Source organism: Massilia sp. Root133, assembly GCF_001426525.1.
GTDB classification, from domain to species: Bacteria; Pseudomonadota; Gammaproteobacteria; order Burkholderiales; family Burkholderiaceae_D; genus Telluria; species Telluria orientalis.
In genome coordinates this window covers 1-16,619 of the sequence record NZ_LMEW01000026.1, presented here as the reverse complement: position 1 = coordinate 16,619, position 16,619 = coordinate 1, and the positions used below count along the sequence as shown (strand labels likewise).

Here is a 16,619-nt window from a genome sequence, read left to right as displayed (position 1 = left end):
CGTCTGGCCGCCCAACAGCACGGCACCCGAGCCAGACAGCGAGCTCACTTGGGCGCCGTTGTTCGTGGCGGCGATGTCGAACACGCCGTTGTTGGCCACGCCACTGGACAGCGCGATGCCGCCCGAACCGGACAGCGCCAGCGCGCCGCCCTGGTCGATCGAGGTGGCCCCGGTATAGGTATTGGTACCAGTCAGCGTTTCGCTGCCGCCCGCGATTGTCAGACCGCCCGAACCGTAGATGCTGCCCGCAAACGTATCGCCAGCATTGGTCAGCGTCAGCGTCTGGCCGCCCAAAAGCACGGCACCGGAGCCGGACAGCGAGCGCACTTCGGCGCCGTTGTTCGTGGCGACGATGTCGAACACGCCGTTGTTAGCGACGCCGCTGGACAGCGCGACGCTGCCTGAGCCGGACAGCGCGAGACCGCCGCCCTGGTCGATCGACGTGGCGCCGGTATAGGTATTGGTACCGCTCAGAGTTTCGATACCGCCCGTGATCGTGAGGCCGCCCGAGCCGTGGATACCGCCGGCGAATACGTCCTGCGCATCGGTCAACGTCAGCGTCTGGCCGCCGAGCAGCACGGCACCGGAGCCGGACAGCGAGCGCACTTCGGCGCCGTTGTTCGTGGCGGCGAGATCGAACACTCCGTTATTGGCGATGCCGCTGGACAGCGCGATGCTGCCCGAACCGGACAACGCGAGACCGCCGCCCTGGTCGATCGACGTGGCGCCGGTATAGGTATTGGTACCGGTTAGAGTTTCGGTGCCGCCCGCAATTGTCAGACCACCCGAACCGTGGATGTTGCCGGCGAACGTATCTCCGGCATCCGTCAGCGTCAGAGTCCGGCCGCCCAGCAGCACAGCACCGGATCCGGACAGCGTGCGCACTTCGGCGCCGTTGTTCGTGGCCGTGATGTCGAGCACGCCGTTGTTGGCGACGCCGCTGGACAGCGCGATGCTGCCCGAACCGGACAGCGCCAGTGCGCCGCCTTGGTCGATCGCCGTGGCGCCGTTATAGGTATTGGTACCGGTCAGTGTTTCGATGCCGCCCGCGATCGTCAGTCCGCCCGAACCGTGGATGCTGCCGGCGAACGTATCACCGGCATCGGTCAGCGTCAGCGTCTGGCCGCCCAAGAGCACAACACCGGAACCGGACAGCGTGCGCACTTCGGCACCGTTGTCCGTGGCGACGATATCGAGCACGCCGTTATTGGCGACGCCACTGGACAAAGCGATACCGCCCGAGCCGGACAGCGCCAGCGCGCCGCCCTGACTGATCGACGTGGTGCCGGTGTAGGTGTTGGTACCGGTCAGCGTTTCGACGCCGCCCGCGATTGTCAAGCCGCCCGAACCGTGGATGCTGCCCGCAAACGTATCGGCAGCATCCGTCAGCGTCAGCGTCTGGCCGCCCAAGAGCACGGCACCGGAGCCGGACAGCGAGCGCACTTCGGCGCCGTTGTTCGTGGCGACGATGTCGAACACGCCGTTATTGGCGACNCGTCAGCGTCTGGCCGCCCAAGAGCACGGCACCGGAGCCGGACAGCGAGCGCACTTCGGCGCCGTTGTTCGTGGCGACGATGTCGAACACGCCGTTATTGGCGACRCCGCTGGACAGCGCGACGCTGCCCGAGCCGGACAGCGCGAGACCGCCGCCCTGGTCGATCGACGTGGCGCCGGTATAGGTATTGGTACCGCTCAGGGTTTCGATGCCGCCCGCGATCGTGAGGCCGCCCGAGCCGTGGATACCGCCGGCGAATACGTCCTGCGCATCCGTCAACGTCAGCGTCTGGCCGCCCAAGAGCACGGCACCGGAGCCGGACAGCGAGCGCACTTCGGCGCCGTTGTTCGTGGCGACGATGTCGAACACGCCGTTATGCCTGAATAGGTATTGGTACCGCTCAGGGTTTCGATACCGCCCGCGATCATCAGGCCGCCCGAGCCGTGGATACCGCCGGCGAATACGTCCTGCGCATCCGTCAACGTCAGCGTCTGCCCGCCCAAGAGCACGGCACCGGAGCCGGACAGCGAGCGCACGTCGGCGCCGTTGTTCGTGGCGACGATGTCGAACACGCCGTTATTGGCGACGCCGCTGGACAGCGCGACGCTGCCCGAGCCGGACAGCGCCAGCGCGCCGCCCTGGTCGACCGATGTGGCGCCTGAATAGGTATTGGTACCGCTCAGGGTTTCGATACCGCCCGCGATCATCAGGCCGCCCGAGCCGTGGATACCGCCGGCGAATACGTCCTGCGCATCGGAACCGGACAGCGAGCGCACTTCGGCACCGTTGTTCGTGGCCGCGATGTCGAACACACCATTATTGGCGACGCCGCTGGACAGTGCGATACTGCCCGAACCAGACAGCGCCAGTGCGCCGCCCTGATCGATCGACGTGGCGCCGTTATAGATATTGGTACCGCTGAGCACCTGCGTGCCACCCGCGATTGTCAGCCCGCCCGAACCGTAGATGCTGCCGGCGAATACGTCCTGCGCATCGGTCAACGTCAACGTCTGGCCGCCCAGCAGCACGGCACCGGAACCGGACAGCGAGCGCACTTCGGCACCGTTGTTCGTGGCCGCGATGTCGAACACACCATTATTGGCGACGGAACCGGACAGCGAGCGCACTTCGGCACCGTTGTTCGTGGCCGCGATGTCGAACACACCATTATTGGCGACGCCGCTGGACAGTGCGATACTGCCCGAGCCGGACAGCGCCAGTGCGCCGCCCTGACCGATCGATGTGGCGCCTGAATAGGTATTGGTACCGCTCAGGGTTTCGATACCGCCCGCGATCGTCAGGCCGCCCGAGCCGTGGATACCGCCGGCGAATACGTCCTGCGCATCGGTCAACGTCAACGTCTGGCCGCCCAGCAGYACGGCACCGGAACCGGACAGCGAGCGCACTTCGGCGCCGTTATCCGTGGCCGTGATGTCGAACACGCCGTTATTGGCGACGCCGCTGGACAGCGCGACGCTGCCCGAGCCGGATAGCGCGAGACCGCCGCCCTGKTCGATCGACGTGGCGCCGAWATAGGTATTGGCACCGCTGAGCACTTGCGTGCCACCTGCGACGTTGACGCCGCCGACACCGTCGATTACGCCGGCAAAGGTCTCGCCAGCATTGGTCAGCGTCAGCGTCTGTCCGCCCAGCCACACCGTCCCCGAACCGGACAGCGAGTTCACCTGGGCGCCGTTGTCCGTGGCGGCAATATCGAACACGCCGTTGTTGGCCACACCGCTGGACAGMGCGATGCTGCCCGAACCGGACARCGCCAGTGCRCCRCCCTGKTCGATCGACGTGGCGCCGAAATAGGTATTGGYACCGCTGAGCACYTGCGTGCCGCCCGCGACGTTCACGTCGCCGAAACCGGCGATCGTGCCTGCAAAGGTGTCGCCAGCATTGGTCAGCGTCAGCGTCTGTCCGCCCAGCCACACCGTCCCCGAACCGGACAGCGAGTTCACCTTGGCGCCGTTGTCCGTGGCAGCAATATTGAACATGCCGTTATTGAGCAAGCCGCTCGACAGGGCAATGCTGCCGGAACCCGACAGGGACAGGCCCGCGTATTGGTCGACCTGGGTGGCGCCCCCATGGACGTTCAGGCCGCCCAGCGTCTCGTAGCCGCCAGCGACCACCAGGCTGCCGGAACCCTGCAGCGTGCCGAGATAAAAGCCGTCCGCGGCGGTCAAGGTCAGCGTCCTGGCGTCCATCAGCACGGTCCCGGAACCCGACAGGCTGACGAGTTGCGAGCCGGCATCCGTGCCGGTGATATCGAGCGTGCCATCGTTCGTCAGGTTGATGCCGGCCAGGAAGGCGTTCGAGCCGTCGCCGTCAGACGCGGACAACGATGCGCCAGCGGGAACATAGCCCGGTATGCCCTGCTGTGCGAACGACACGAGCGGAAACAGCGCGAGCAACGCCGTCGCCAGGAGCGTCCGGGCGCCGGAATAAGCGCCGCCCCCGTCCGGCACGGCATCTTGGCCGCGGGTCGTTCCCGCGGTGTCCTTGCCGTTGGCGCAGCCGATTTCGGCGACCGCCATGAGCATATGACGTTTCTTGTTCCAGACGAGACGATAGATGTGATTCATGGCAGCGTGATGTATTCCGTAAAAGCAGAAAGACCGGACGAGAGGAGAGCAACAAACATTGATTATCGGCGACAAAAATGCCGCTAGGGAATATTAGTTCCCGAAAAAACGAAACGAAAATGAGAGTTCGTGTGTCGAAACAACGAAAAGTAGACCGTCTGGTAACTGAACGAGGCAGCGCGTCAATACGCGATGGCGGCAAGGTCGTGCGCCACGCGCGCAACGACCTCGTCCCAGGCACCGGCATGGCGCTGGCGGTACAACCGGAGCACGCCCGGATACCAGGGCGAATCGGCGCGTTCTTCCATCCAGCGCCAGTCGGGATGGATGGCCGGCAGCAGCACCCAGCAGCGCTTGCCCAGTGCGCCGGCGACATGGGCCACGGCCGTATCGACGCAGATGACCAGGTCGAGCTCCGCCACGATTGCCGCCGTATCGCCGAAGTCCGCGATTCCGGCGCCGAGTTCGAGAAGATCAAGGCCGTCCGGGCCGGCCCGCCGCGGCTCGCCGTCCATGCCGCGCTGCAGACTGACGAACGCGACGCCCGGCACCGACCACAGCGGAGCCAGGACCGACAGATCCGGCAGGGAGCGGTTCGCGTCATTGACGTGCCCGCCAAAGCCGCGCCAGACGAGGCCGACACGCATCCCGGCGGGCAGCGTATCCAGCCGGGCACGCCAGTACGCGCGGCGCGCGGGGTCCGCGGCGAGGTAAGGGAGCGTGGCCGGGATCGTCGCGAGCGTGGTCCCGGCATGCATCGGCAGGCTCAACATGAAAACCCAGAAATCGTGCGGCGCCAGGCGCCCCGCCTCGCTCATGGGGACGACGCGGTCGGCGCCGGCAGCACCGCGCAGCAAGGGCAGCAGCGCATCGTGGCAGATCAGCGTGACCGTCCGCGCGCCGGCCGCTTTCAGCCACGGCAGGTAGCGCACGAACTGGATCTGGTCGCCGAAGCCCTGCTCCGGCCACACGGCGATGGCCTTGCCGTCCAGCGCCTCCCCGTTCCACTGCGGGAAACCGGGCGCCGGCCTGACGGCGATCGGACGCGCCAGTGCCGGATCGTGCCGCGCCTCCATCCACGGCCAGCCTTCGGCCAGCCGCCCCTGCGCCAGCAGCAGGAAACCGAGGTTCCAACGCGCTTCCGGATAGCCGGGGTCGGCGGCGATCGCTTGCCGGTACGCATCCTCGGCCTCGCCGGCACGCCCCTGGCGCTGGCGCAGGGTGCCCAGGTTGTTGAACGTCTTGGCGAGGCCGGGCCGGGCCGCGAGCGCGCGCCGATACGCAGCCTCGGCGTCATCGTCACGCTGCATGTACTGGTAGACGTTGCCCAGCGAATTCCAGACTTCCGGGTCGTGCGCGCGCCACCGCAGGCAGGTGCGCAGCGCAGCCTCGGCCTCGGCGTAGCGGCCGGACTGCGTGTACGACAGGCCCAGGTTGTGCCAGGCGTCGGCATACCCGGGGCGGCACGCGACCGCCTGCAGGTATTCCCGTTCGGCCTCTTCCGGCTGGCCCGACCTGGCCAACAGCACCGCGAAGTTGTTGTGGAGTTCGGCATTGTCCGGACGCAGCAGCAGTGCCGCCCGGTAGCACTCGGCCGCCTCGGCACGCCGTCCCAGCCGGTGCAGCAGGTCGGCGCGGTGCTGCAGGGATGCGGCGTCGGCCGGGTCGTGCGCGACGGCCTCGCCGAAGCGGCGTTGCGCCTCCTCGAAGCGCCCGAGCCGCTCCAGCACCAGTCCGAGGTTGGCGCTGGCTTCCGGATACCGGGGCCGCAGGGCCAGCGCGGCCTCGTGCGCGCCGACGGCCTGTTCGAGTCCGCCCGCCTGTTGATACAACAGGGCCAGGTTGTAATGGGCTTCGGCGTAATCGGGCTGCAGCTGCAGCGCGCGCCGGAACGCCTCCCCGGCCTCGGCGCCGCGTCCCCTCTGCTGCAACAGGATGCCGAGGTTGTTCCAGCTGGCCGCGTGCGCGGGATCGCGCGCCAGCGCCTTGCGCCAGAACGCCTCGGCATCGTCCGGCCGCCCGAGCGCACGGGCGCAGGCCGCCGCCAGATTCAGGGCATCCACGTTCGCCTCGTCGCCCTGCAGCAAGTCGCCGATCCCGGCCAGGGCCTGGTCGAAGCGGCGCTCGTTGAACAGGGCGATGGCAAGGGCAATGCGCTGGCGCGGGTTCATGAAAGCATGGAAGACGGACGAGCCCGTATTTTCCCACGTCCACGCGCACGCGAGAACGGGCGCCATGGCGGCGCGCATAAAAAAACGCCGCCCCGGTCTCCCGGTGCGGCGTCAACTCTGCTGTGACCAGTGTAACCGATCACGCGCCCGAATGGTCAGGCAGATTCTTTCAGTTGTTCCAGGATGGCGGGATTTTCCAGCGTCGAGATGTCCTGGGTGATGGTCTCGCCCTTGGCCAGCACGCGCAGCAGGCGGCGCATGATCTTGCCGGAACGGGTCTTCGGCAGGTTGTCGCCGAAGCGGATCTCTTTCGGCTTGGCGATCGGACCGATCTCCTTGCCGACCCAGTTGCGCAGCTCGGCGGCCAACTTCTTCGCTTCCTCGCCGGTCGGACGCGCCTGTTTCAGCACGACGAACGCGCAGATCGCCTCGCCGGTCGTCTCGTCCGGCTTGCCGACGACCGCCGCTTCCGCCACGATCGGGTGCGCCACGAGGGCGGACTCGATCTCCATCGTGCCCATGCGGTGACCCGAGACGTTCAGCACGTCGTCGATGCGGCCCGTGATGGTGAAGTAGCCCGTGTCCTTGTTGCGGATCGCGCCGTCGCCGGCCAGGTAGTACTTGCCGCCCAGTTCATCCGGGTAGTAGGCGCTGCGGAAGCGGTCCGGGTTGTTCCAGATGGTACGGATCATCGACGGCCACGGACGCTTCACCACGAGGATGCCGCCTTGCCCGTTCGGCACGTCGTGGCCGGCTTCGTCGACGATGGCGGCCATGATGCCCGGCAGCGGCAACGTGCAGGAACCCGGCACCATCGGGGTCGCGCCCGGCAGCGGGGTGATCATGTGGCCGCCGGTTTCCGTCTGCCAGAAGGTGTCCACGATCGGGCAGCGCTGGCCGCCGATCTGGGTGTAGTACCACATCCACGCTTCCGGGTTGATCGGTTCGCCGACGGTGCCCAGCAGGCGCAGGCTGGACAGGTCGTAGTTCTTCGGATGCACCTTCTCGTCCGTGTTGGACGCCTTGATCAGCGAGCGGATCGCCGTCGGCGCCGTGTAGAAGATGCTGACCTTGTGCTTGGCGATCGTCTCCCAGAAGCGGCCGGCATTCGGGAACGTCGGCACGCCTTCGAACACGATCTGCGTGGCGCCGACCGCGGTCGGGCCGTAGCAGATGTAGGTGTGGCCCGTCACCCAGCCGATGTCGGCCGTGCACCAGTAGACGTCGTCCGGCTTGAGGTCGAAGGTCCACTTCATCGTCAGCGCGGCCCACAGCAGGTAGCCGCCGGTCGAGTGCTGGACGCCCTTCGGCGTGCCCGTCGAACCCGAGGTGTAGAGGATGAACAGCGGATGTTCCGCATCCACCCACTCCGGCTCGCACTCGCCGCTCTGGCCGTCGACGAGGTCGTGCAGCCACAGGTCGCGGCCTTCCTGGAAGGCGATGTTGCCGCCGGTGCGCTTGTAGACGATGACGTCGCGGATCGTCTCGCAGCCGCCCATCGCCAGCGCCTCGTCGACGATGGCTTTCAGCGGCAGCGATTTACCGCCGCGCAGCTGCTCGTCGGCCGTGATGACGGCGACGGCGCCCGCGTCGATGATGCGCTCCTGCAGCGACTTCGCGGAGAAGCCGCCGAACACGACGGAGTGCGTCGCGCCGATGCGCGCGCACGCCTGCATCGCGGCCACGCCTTCGATCGACATCGACATGTAGATGATGACGCGGTCGCCCTTCCTGATGCCGCGGGATTTGAGGCCGTTGGCAAATTTGCACACACGCTCGTGCAGTTCGCGGTACGTGGCGCGGGTGACGGCGCCGTCGTCCGCTTCGAAGATGATCGCCGTCTTGTCGCCGTTGCCGTTCTCGATCTGGCGATCGAGGCAGTTGTACGACGCGTTCAGCTGGCCATCCGCGAACCATTTGTAGAACGGCGCATTCGATTCGTCGAGGGTTTGCGTGAAGGGTTTGTGCCAGGCGACGTTTTCGCGCGCCAGGCGGGCCCAGAAACCTTCGTAGTCGCTGGCGGCTTCGTCGCACAGCTTGTTGTACGCATCCATGCCGGAAATCGCGGCATTGGCGGTGAATTGTGCGGGCGGCTGGAAGACGCGGTTTTCCTGCAGTCCCTGCTGTTGGGTCTCGTTCTCGGCCATACTAGTCTCCTATTAGATGATGTAGTAATTTTGCCTAACACCTTAAGCACTCACGCTTACTGAGCCCTTACACGGCCCAAGGCGGCATCCCCGCTGGCCATTCTATCAACCTTCCGCATACCACGACGCCGTGCCGGCAAGGCGCGGCGGGTGTAGAATGTTGAGCTGTCCTGACCGCCGCCGCATTGGAAAGCCCGCATAGATGTTCGATTCGCAACCCTCCTCCAGCGCACGCAAACGCAGCGCACTCGCCAGTTTCATGTTCGCCAGCCGCTGGCTGCAACTACCTTTGTATCTCGGCCTGATCCTCGCGCAGTGCGTTTACGTGTTCCATTTCTGGGTCGAACTGAAGGATCTCGTGCTGGCCGCGATGGGCAACGAAGCCGCGCTGCAGCACATCTTCCAGGCCGTCGCCGTGCCGGGCGCGCCGCTGCCGGACAAGTTGAACGAAACGACGATCATGCTCGTCGTGCTGGGCCTGATCGACGTCGTCATGATTTCGAATTTGCTGATCATGGTGATCGTGGGCGGCTACGAGACGTTCGTGTCGCGCATGTACCTGGAAGACCATCCCGACCAGCCGGAATGGCTGTCGCACGTGAACGCGTCCGTGCTGAAGACCAAGCTGGCGATGGCGATCATCGGCATCTCGTCGATCCATCTGCTCAAGACGTTCATCAACGCCAAGTCCTACGATGCGCAGACGATCATCGCGCAGACCTGCATCCACGTCGTGTTCCTGCTGTCGGCGATGGCGATCGCCTACACCGACCGGATCATGATGAATACCCAGAGTGACAACAAGCACCACTGATTCCTCCGTAATCCAAGACCCCACAGCGAGACCCACATGACTGTCATTAAACAGGACGACCTGATCGAATCGGTCGCCGCCGCACTCCAGTACATCAGCTACTACCACCCCGCCGACTACATCCAGCACCTCGCGCGCGCCTACGAGGCCGAGCAGAGCCCGGCCGCCAAGGACGCCATCGCGCAGATCCTGACCAACTCGCGCATGTGCGCGGAAGGCAAGCGCCCGATCTGCCAGGACACCGGCATCGTCAACGTGTTCCTGAAGATCGGCATGAACGTGCGCTTCGAAGGCTTCGGCAGCGGCTCGATCACGGACGCCGTCAACGAAGGCGTGCGCCGCGCGTACAACTTCGCCGACAACAAGCTGCGCGCCTCGATCGTCGCCGACCCGCACTTCGAGCGCAAGAACACGAAGGACAACACCCCGGCCGTCGTCCACATGGAACTGGTCCCGGGCGACACCGTCGACGTGATGGTCGCCGCAAAAGGCGGCGGCTCGGAGAACAAGACCAAGTTCGTCATGCTGAACCCGTCCGACTCGCTGGTCGACTGGGTCCTCAAGACTGTCCCGCTGATGGGCGCCGGCTGGTGCCCGCCGGGCATGCTGGGCATCGGCATCGGCGGCTCCGCCGAGAAGGCCATGCTGATGGCCAAGGAGTCGCTGATGGAAGACATCGACATGTACGAACTGAAGGCACGCGGCCCGCAAAATAAACTGGAAGAGCTGCGTATCGAACTGTGCGACAAGATCAACGCACTGGGCATCGGCGCGCAGGGCCTGGGCGGCCTGACGACCGTGCTGGACGTGAAGATCAACATGTACCCGACGCACGCGGCTTCGAAGCCGGTCGCGATGATCCCGAACTGCGCCGCCACGCGTCACGCGCACTTCGTGCTGGATGGCTCGGGCCCGTCGTACATCGAACCGCCGGCGCTGTCGACCTGGCCGAACGTGAACTGGACGCCGGACACGCAGAAATCGAAGAGCGTCAACCTCGACACGCTGACGAAGGAAGAAGTCGCATCGTGGCAGCCGGGCCAGACCCTGCTCCTGAACGGCAAGATGCTGACGGGCCGCGACGCCGCGCACAAGCGCATCCAGGACATGCTGGCGAAGGGCGAACAGCTGCCGGTCGACTTCACGAACCGCGTGATCTACTACGTCGGCCCGGTCGATCCGGTGCGTGACGAAGTCGTGGGCCCGGCCGGCCCGACGACGGCGACCCGCATGGACAAGTTCACCGACATGATGCTCGAGAAGACGGGCCTGATCGCGATGATCGGCAAAGCGGAACGCGGCCCGGCCGCCATCGAGTCGATCAAGAACCACAAGTCGGCCTACCTGATGGCCGTCGGCGGTTCCGCGTACCTCGTGTCGAAGGCGATCAAGTCGGCGAAGGTCGTCGGCTTCGAAGACCTGGGCATGGAAGCGATCTACGAATTCGAGGTCAAGGACATGCCCGTCACCGTGGCCGTCGATGCGACGGGTACGTCGGTGCACCAGACCGGTCCGAAGGAGTGGGCTGCGAAGATCGAGTCGCTGAAGGGTATTCCGGTCGCGACGGCTTAAGCGCACGAAATTGGGCCCCTGCCTGAGCAGGGGCGACGTTCAAACGTAGCCTGCTCCTTTGAACGTCGTCCCCGCCCTCGCCGGGCGCCTTAGCGGGGACCCAAGTTTGCATACCCGTAGCCTCTCCAGCTGGGTTACCATTTCCCCATGAACACCCAAGCACACCCCGAAGACGCCCCCGTCGGCGTCTTCGACTCCGGCCTCGGCGGCCTCTCGATCCTGCGCCACATCCGCGCCCAACTCCCGCATGAACACCTGATCTACGTGGCCGACACGGGCTTCGCACCGTACGGCGACAAGCCCGAACACGTCGTCGCCGAGCGTTCGCTGGCGGTGGCCCGCTTCCTCGTCGAACGGGGCGTCAAGGCCATCGTCGTCGCCTGCAACACGGCGACCATTTCCGCGGTTCGCCTGATGCGCGACACCTTCCCCGACCTGCCCATCGTCGGCGTGGAACCCGGCCTGAAGCCCGCGGCGGCGGCCACGCGCAGCGGCAAGGTCGGCGTACTGGCCACGGAACGCACGCTGGCCGGCGCCAAGTTCCGGCAACTGCGCGACCAGATCACGGCAGCGACGCACGCGCAGTTCCTGCTGCAGCCATGCCGCGGCCTCGTCGACCGCATCGAACTGGGCGACACGGAAGGCACGCGCGAGCTGCTGCAACGCTACGTGACGCCGCTGCTCGACCAGGGCGCCGACACGCTCGTCCTGGGCTGCACGCACTACCCGCTCGTGCGCGCCGCGATCGAGGACGTGATCGCATCGGCCGGCGCGCGTGGCGTTACGCTGGTGGACACCGGCGACGCCGTGACGCGCCAGCTGGTGCGCTTGCTGGATGCGGGGCGGTTGCTGCGCTCCCCTTCTGGCGATGCGCCGGGCACACTGGAGGCTTGGACCAGCGCCAGCGCCACCGCACTATCGGCCGCGTTCAATAGCCTGATCGGCATCGATCCGCCGGTGCACGAGGCAACGTTCGGCGAGGCGTGACGGCCGTTCGCACTGCTGGGCAAAACTCAATTTGCCAGAATGCGAATGACCCTATATAATCTCGTTCTGTCTCGGCAACAACGAGACAACAAGCAAGACAGTGGTGGCTGTAGCTCAGTTGGTAGAGTCCAGGATTGTGATTCCTGTTGTCGTGGGTTCGAGTCCCATCAGCCACCCCACAGAATTCGAAAAAGCCGCAAGCGCAAGCTTCGCGGCTTTTTTCATTTCCCGCCCTGCTCAGGCTGCACAGGAATTCGAACGCTACCTGCCAAGGTGGGATGCGCCGAGCTTCCTTCACATTCGGCGTTTGACCGACACCGACGTAGGCATGGATCGCGAACTCGATTCTCCCCACCAACCGTACGCCGAGCATCTTGCACATCGTCTAAAATGCACGTCAGAAATGTACTGACGTCAATCATATTTGAGCAAATGAATCATTTGCCCTATACTTGGCCCCGATACACCCCCATAACAACGAGCGGCAGGCATCACGTTGACCTGACCGCCATGCGGCCTCGCCGCATCGCGGATGCGTGAAGCATCCACTCTTTCAACGGGTCCAGACGCCGGCCGGACGAGCCGCGCTGCGACCGCCCGCCTCCGCGCGCCGGACGGATCCAAGCTTCCAGCCGGCCCGCACCGAGGCCTTTCAATGAGGGCCGATCTTCATGACCCCAACACGACCATCGCGCCGCTACCGCCTGCTCGCGACCGCGTGCGCGCTGTGCGTCATCCTGACACCGCAAGCGCATGCGGCCAAACGCAAGCCGGCGGCGCCAACGACACCTGCCATCGCCGACTTCCGGGAATTGAGCGGCTCGTATCCCGGCACGTGCGAACAACCCGTCGCCCCGGCGCTTTCCGGCCTGGGCGAGCCGACCACGCGCCAGTGCGCCTGGAGCCAGCGTGTGGAAATGGTGTACTGGCGCAGCATCCCGACGCCGACCGCTACCTGCCTGCCGCCGGCCGCCATCGCATGGCACCGCCTCACGCAGGCGATCCACGCGGACGCGCCGCCCTGGAACAACGCCTGGTCCGGCCGCACCGTGACCACGAACACGCCCGAATCCCACCAACTGGCCGCCATATGGCGCGGCGACGATGGCCAATGGTCGGCGGCGCTGTGGCGCTGGCAGCCGTCCGAGAAACCGGACACGCGCACCTGGCAGACCGGCCACTGGGACGATGTGAAGCAGGCCGCGCACGCGATCGATGCGGGCAGTCCGCTGCCGGCGGCGGCGCCGTTGTTCGTCGCGTGGCGCGATGCGTCGGCGGGCAAGCCGCGCGTGCTCGATGGCGACACGTGGCGCTGGGTGTCCGACAAGACCTGCTTGCGACTCGAGACGTCGGGCATCAGCCAGACGCGCATCCACCTGCCCTATTCGCGCGACGATGCGCGGCTCGAGCAGCGCAGCGGCATGCAGGTGCTGCTGGCGCGCCGCTTCCCGAATGCCGAGTGGCTGCAGCCCTTTACCTTGCTGGAGCCGGGCCGTCCCGGTGACCGCACCGGTGCGAAGTTCATCGCCGTGTGGCGCGAAGGCGCCAGCGTCAAGGGGCAGTTGTGGATTCCGCTGCGCGACGACGCGGGCATCGTCCGCGCGCGCATCGTCAGCGATCTCGCGCCGGCATCGGCGGAGCGTCAAAAGGAACTGGCGAAGCAGCGGGCCGACGTGATCGGGCACGAGCTGACCTCGCTGGCCCACGCGTGGGAGGTGCGCCATGAATGACGAACTGTACTCGCCCTTCTGGCTGCTGTCGCCGCTGGCCGTGCTGGGTGCCGGCCTGATGGTCGCGCTCGTGATCGGACTGACCCTGCAGCGTTTCCGCATCCCGAAACTGTATGGCGCCGTGATCGCGGGCCTGCTGCTCGGCGCGAACGGTGCCGGCTTCATCGACCGCGCGCTGCTGACGCAGTTCCAGGAACTGCTCAACGGCGCCGCGGCGCTCGTGCTGTTCGAGGTCGGCCGCAAGATGGACCTCGCGTGGTTGCTGCGCAGCGGGCGCCAGGGCGCCAGTCTGCTGCTCGCGACCCTGGCGCGCGGCGCCGCGGCGGCCGTCACGCTGGGCCTCTTCGGCCTGCCGTGGGGCGCCGCGATCTTCATCGGCTCGATCCTCATCGCCGTCAATCCCGTCATCCACAGTTCGATGGTGGCGGACGAAAACGCGAGCGGCACGAGCACGTTCGCGACGTCGAACATGGTCGGACTCTCCAACTTCGTCGCGCTGCTGGCGCTCGGCATCACGCTCGCATGGACGCGCAGCCACGGCCAGGACGCCGACAGCGGTTTCTGGACGGAGTTGATGCGCCAGGGCGGCAAGCTCGTGATCGGCGCCCTGATCGCCGTGCTGTCGTACGGCGTGTATGCGCTGGCCACGCGGCTGTGCAAGGTGCCGGCGACGCTGCGTCCCGGCATGCTGCTGGCCGCGCTGTTGATCGACCTGGGCCTGTGTTCCGTGATGTCCGCGAGCGCCCTGCTCTCGCTGCTGCTGATGGGGGTCCTGCTGCGCAATGCGGAGAAGCGCGACAACGTGTTCCAGGCGCAGTTGAAGACGGCGCAGGACATCGGCTACGTGCTGCTGTTCCTGATGTCGGCGGCGCTCGTCGACCTGCAGGCGCTGCTGCACGGCTGGACCATCGTGGCCGCGCTGACGGTGTTCGCGGTCCGCATCGCGGCCACGCGCCTGGCCCTGTGGCCGGGCACGGCGTGGGACATGCGCAAGCAGCATGCGATGGCCCTGTCGATGTGTTCCCTGGTGAGCTACGGCGGTCTCGTCGTGGACAACACCCTGAATGCCTACACCGGGCTCGATGCGACGTCCACCGCCGTCATGGGCGCGCTGCTGGCCCTGAACGTCCTGCTGGCGCCCGGCCTCACGTGGCTCGGCTTGCACCTGGCCGGCGAAACCTATCGAGGAGGCGCGCAATGAGCGAACTACTGAATGATGAAGCGCTGGGCAAGCTGAAAGCCGACGCCCAGGCACAAGCGGTGTCGGGCAATGGTCCGGCCTACCTGCCCGACTTCAAGGCGTCCACGATCGGCACGATGGGCATCGAACTGGAACTGATGGTGCTCGACCGCCTGACGTTCGACCTGTTCCCCGCCGCACCGGACATCCTGCGCCTGCTGGACAAGCACGACAAGCCGTGGGTGCACACGCCGGAAATCACGACGTCGATGCTGGAAGTGGCGACTGCCATCCTCACCTCGTTCGACGAGGCGGCCGAGCAGCTGGAACACATCCGCACGACGGTGCAACGGGCCGCGTTCGATGTCGGCGCCTCGATCTCGGGCGGCGGCGCGCATCCCTTCCAGAAGTGGAACGAACAGCGCATCTACCCGAAGGAACGCTATTTCGCATCGGAGCGCAAGTTCGGCTATCTGGCTAAACTGTTTACCGTGTTTGGCATGCACGTGCACATCGGCGCGGGGACGCCGGACGAGGCGATGCGCCTGTGCTCCTGGCTCACGCAGCGCGCCCCCCTGTTCATCGCATTGTCGGCCAATTCGCCGTGCTGGCAGGGCGAAGTGTCGGGCTTCTGCAGCTCGCGCAGCAACGTCGTGGGCGCGTTCCCGATGAGCGGCATCCTGCCGTACGACATCCGCACGTGGGACGATTTCCGCGCCCACTTCGACCAACTGGCCGGCCACGGCATCGTCAACAGCATCAAGGACTTTTATTGGGACGTGCGCCCGAAGCCGGAATACGGAACGATCGAACTGCGCGTGCTGGATACGCCGTTGAAACCCGTGTACGCGGCGGCGCTCGCGTGCTATGCGCGCGAGCTGTGCCTGGAATGGGCGGACCAGCCGGGACGCTGGCCGACCAGCAGCAGCCGCGAACTATACATCTGGAACCGCTTCAATGCGGCGCGCGACGGCGTCGAGGCGACGTGGATCGATCCGGAATCGGGCGCGTCGATGCCCATCGGAGAAGCGATCCGCGCCGACCTCGAACGGCTAGCAAAACGCTCGACCGACCCCGGTTTCGGCAAGGCGTGCAAGGTGATCGAGCATCTGATGAACGACGGCGGACAGGCGCGCTGGCTGCGCGCCCATCTCGCGTCCGGCGGCGGCATGAACGATCTCGCGCGGATGGCGAGCGAGATGTTCGAGGACGGTGCGCCGCTGGACTAATTGCTCGTCATGAGCGGTGCGGATTGTTGGGACGGTTGTCGACGCGGTTCGGCACGCCGTCGCCGTCACGGTCGCCGTGGCGCCAGCCGCCGCGCTCCAGTTGCCAGCCGCGGTCGCCCTGGCGCCATTCCGGCCGATGCCAGACATAGCCCGGACGGACCCGTTCCCAATGGCCGCGCACCCAGGTGTAGCGGTGGCCGTTCCAGTTCCAGTAGCCCGGCGCCCACTCGTAACCGTGGCGCGCGGCCGGCACGACTTCGTGACGCGGCGGCGGCGGTGCGGTGCGCACGACGACGACATCCCGGGCGAACGCCTGCGCCGGCAAGACGGCGGCAGAACTGACGATGGCAAGGGCGGCAGCAGCGAGAATGCGTTTCATGGTGGTTCTCCTTTGGTTGCGCGGTGAAGTTGCGCTGTGAGACCACTATAGCGATTCGCCGCCCGCATTTGCCGGATTGAAGCGGGCGCTTACAACCGATACATGCCGCAACAGGCCGGTAACAGATTTTCAGATTTTCAGATTTTCAGATTTTCAGAGTTTCACGAGGCAGGATGCAAAAAGGGCGCCCCCGTGAACTGACCCCATAAAGTTGGACGGTTTAGTTCCCTAGGCAGCCAAGGCCTGGGCCCTGTACTGAACAGGGCTCAGGCCTTTTAGTTTGAGCTTGATTCGGTCGTGATTGTAATAGTGGATGTAGTCGGCCAA

Annotated in this window: 12 protein-coding genes, 1 tRNA gene and 1 pseudogene; 7 read left to right on the top strand and 7 right to left on the bottom strand. The window is 65.9% G+C overall.

Annotated elements, in window-relative coordinates; all coding sequences use genetic code 11:
- The 5 genes and pseudogenes from ASD28_RS33350 to acs all read right to left on the bottom strand — a co-directional run.
- The coding region (locus tag ASD28_RS33350; RefSeq protein WP_373994861.1) for a hypothetical protein at positions 1-300 on the bottom strand (300 nt) is incomplete at its 3' end.
- Between the two features lie 1,195 nt (positions 301-1,495).
- Positions 1,496-1,864, bottom strand: a pseudogene (locus tag ASD28_RS18010) (autotransporter outer membrane beta-barrel domain-containing protein); the annotation flags it as partial.
- On the bottom strand, positions 1,777-4,083 hold the full coding sequence (locus tag ASD28_RS18005) for an ESPR-type extended signal peptide-containing protein (RefSeq protein ID WP_082579155.1): 2,307 nt from the start codon (positions 4,081-4,083) through the stop codon (positions 1,777-1,779). The gene ASD28_RS18005 and the pseudogene ASD28_RS18010, both read right to left, overlap by 88 nt.
- Positions 4,084-4,265: 182 nt before the next feature.
- Complete coding sequence (locus ASD28_RS18000; protein WP_056329804.1) at positions 4,266-6,332, bottom strand: tetratricopeptide repeat protein; 2,067 nt, start codon at positions 6,330-6,332, stop codon at positions 4,266-4,268.
- A 77-nt stretch (positions 6,333-6,409) separates the two neighbouring features.
- Complete coding sequence (acs, locus tag ASD28_RS17995) at positions 6,410-8,401, bottom strand: acetate--CoA ligase (protein ID WP_056131046.1); 1,992 nt, start codon at positions 8,399-8,401, stop codon at positions 6,410-6,412.
- 202 nt (positions 8,402-8,603) lie between these two features.
- Here acs and ASD28_RS17990 point away from each other — a divergent pair, with 202 nt between their 5' ends.
- The 7 genes from ASD28_RS17990 to ASD28_RS17960 all read left to right on the top strand — a co-directional run bounded on the left by ASD28_RS17990 (position 8,604) and on the right by ASD28_RS17960 (position 15,913).
- A complete protein-coding gene (locus ASD28_RS17990; protein ID WP_056131044.1) occupies positions 8,604-9,215 on the top strand; it encodes a TIGR00645 family protein in 612 nt (203 codons plus the stop codon).
- A gap of 36 nt (positions 9,216-9,251) precedes the next feature.
- Positions 9,252-10,787, top strand: a complete 1,536-nt coding sequence (locus ASD28_RS17985) for a fumarate hydratase (RefSeq protein WP_056131041.1) — start codon at positions 9,252-9,254, stop codon at positions 10,785-10,787.
- Between the two features lie 147 nt (positions 10,788-10,934).
- Entirely contained in the window at positions 10,935-11,774 is an 840-nt protein-coding gene (murI, locus tag ASD28_RS17980) for a glutamate racemase (protein ID WP_056131039.1), read from the top strand.
- 103 nt (positions 11,775-11,877) lie between these two features.
- A tRNA-His gene (locus ASD28_RS17975) sits at positions 11,878-11,953 on the top strand.
- A 492-nt stretch (positions 11,954-12,445) separates the two neighbouring features.
- A complete protein-coding gene (locus ASD28_RS17970) occupies positions 12,446-13,504 on the top strand; it encodes a hypothetical protein (protein WP_056131037.1) in 1,059 nt (352 codons plus the stop codon).
- Positions 13,497-14,705 (top strand): cation:proton antiporter, encoded by a 1,209-nt coding sequence (locus ASD28_RS17965; protein ID WP_056131035.1) that lies wholly within the window; start codon positions 13,497-13,499, stop codon positions 14,703-14,705. Before ASD28_RS17970 ends, ASD28_RS17965 begins: the two co-directional genes overlap by 8 nt.
- A complete protein-coding gene (locus ASD28_RS17960) occupies positions 14,702-15,913 on the top strand; it encodes a YbdK family carboxylate-amine ligase (protein ID WP_056131032.1) in 1,212 nt (403 codons plus the stop codon). The genes ASD28_RS17965 and ASD28_RS17960 overlap by 4 nt, the downstream gene beginning before the upstream one ends.
- A gap of 7 nt (positions 15,914-15,920) precedes the next feature.
- Here ASD28_RS17960 and ASD28_RS17955 read toward each other — a convergent pair whose 3' ends face one another.
- Together ASD28_RS17955 and ASD28_RS31230 are read right to left on the bottom strand one after the other, a co-directional pair.
- A complete protein-coding gene (locus tag ASD28_RS17955) occupies positions 15,921-16,292 on the bottom strand; it encodes a YXWGXW repeat-containing protein (RefSeq protein ID WP_056131028.1) in 372 nt (123 codons plus the stop codon).
- Positions 16,293-16,520: 228 nt separating this feature from the next.
- On the bottom strand, positions 16,521-16,619 hold a 99-nt coding region (locus tag ASD28_RS31230; RefSeq protein ID WP_156650903.1), incomplete at its 5' end, for an IS3 family transposase.